This window comes from Saccharopolyspora sp. NPDC003752 (assembly GCF_053605825.1).
In genome coordinates this window covers 1-1026 of sequence record NZ_JBSGJZ010000095.1, presented here as the reverse complement: position 1 = coordinate 1026, position 1026 = coordinate 1, and the positions used below count along the sequence as shown (strand labels likewise).

The 1026-nt window shown below is 60.0% G+C and carries 1 protein-coding gene; it reads left to right on the top strand.

Features of this window, described 5'->3' with window-relative positions:
* Nucleotides 1-37: 37 nt before the first annotated feature.
* A partial coding sequence (locus ACWEV3_RS43390) for a condensation domain-containing protein (protein ID WP_452619503.1) occupies nucleotides 38-1026 on the top strand: 989 nt, incomplete at its 3' end.

The following is a 1026-nucleotide window of genomic DNA, read 5'->3' as shown; positions in this document are numbered from 1 at the left end:
GGTTCGGGATTTTGTTCGTGTGAGGTTGCCGGAGTTCATGGTTCCGGTTGTGGTGGTGTTGGATGAGTTGCCGGTGACGGTGAATGGGAAGTTGGATCGTGGGGCTCTTCCGGTTCCTGGGTTTTCGGGGCGGGTTGTGTCGCGGGGGCCGGGGAATTTTGTTGAGGAAGTTTTGTGTGGTGTGTTCGCTGAGGTTTTGGGTGTTGATCGTGTTGGTGTGGATGATGGTTTTTTTGATTTGGGTGGTCATTCGTTGTTGGCGACGCGGTTGGTGTCGCGGGTTCGTGGGGTGTTGGGTGTTGAGCTGAGTGTGAGTGATGTGTTCGATGCTCCGTCGGTGGCGTTGTTGTCGCGGCGGGTGTCGGGTGCGGGTCGGGCGCGTGGTGGTGTGGTGCGGGTGGGGCGTCGTCCTGATCGTTTGCCGTTGTCTTTTGCGCAGCGGCGTTTGTGGTTTTTGCATCGGTTGGAGGGGCCGTCGGCGACGTACAACATTCCGCTGGTGGTGCGGTTGGTGGGTGAGGTTGATGAGGGGGCGTTGGGTGGGGCGTTGCGGGATGTGGTTTTGCGGCATGAGAGTTTGCGGACTGTTTTTGGTGAGGTCGATGGTGTGCCGTGTCAGGAGGTGGTGGATCCGGGGGGTTTGGATGGTGTGTGGCCGGGTGTGATTGTTAGTTCGGTGGATCGTGGGCGGTTGGATGGGGAGATCGCCCGGGTGGTGCGGTATTCGTTCGAGTTGGGTGGTGAGTTGCCGGTTCGGGCGGAGTTGTTGGTGGTTTCGGGTGGTGAGCGGGTGTTGGTGCTGGTGTTGCACCATATCGCTGCGGATGGGTGGTCGTTGGAGCCGTTGTGGCGGGATTTCGCTGATGCTTATGCGGCTCGGCGGGGTGGTGGTGTGCCGGTGTGGGAGTCGTTGCCGGTGCAGTATGCGGATTACACGTTGTGGCAGCGGGATCTTCTGGGGGATGAGGATGATCCGGAAAGCCTTGTGTCCCAGCAGCTCGGTTATTGGCGGCGGGAATTGGCCGG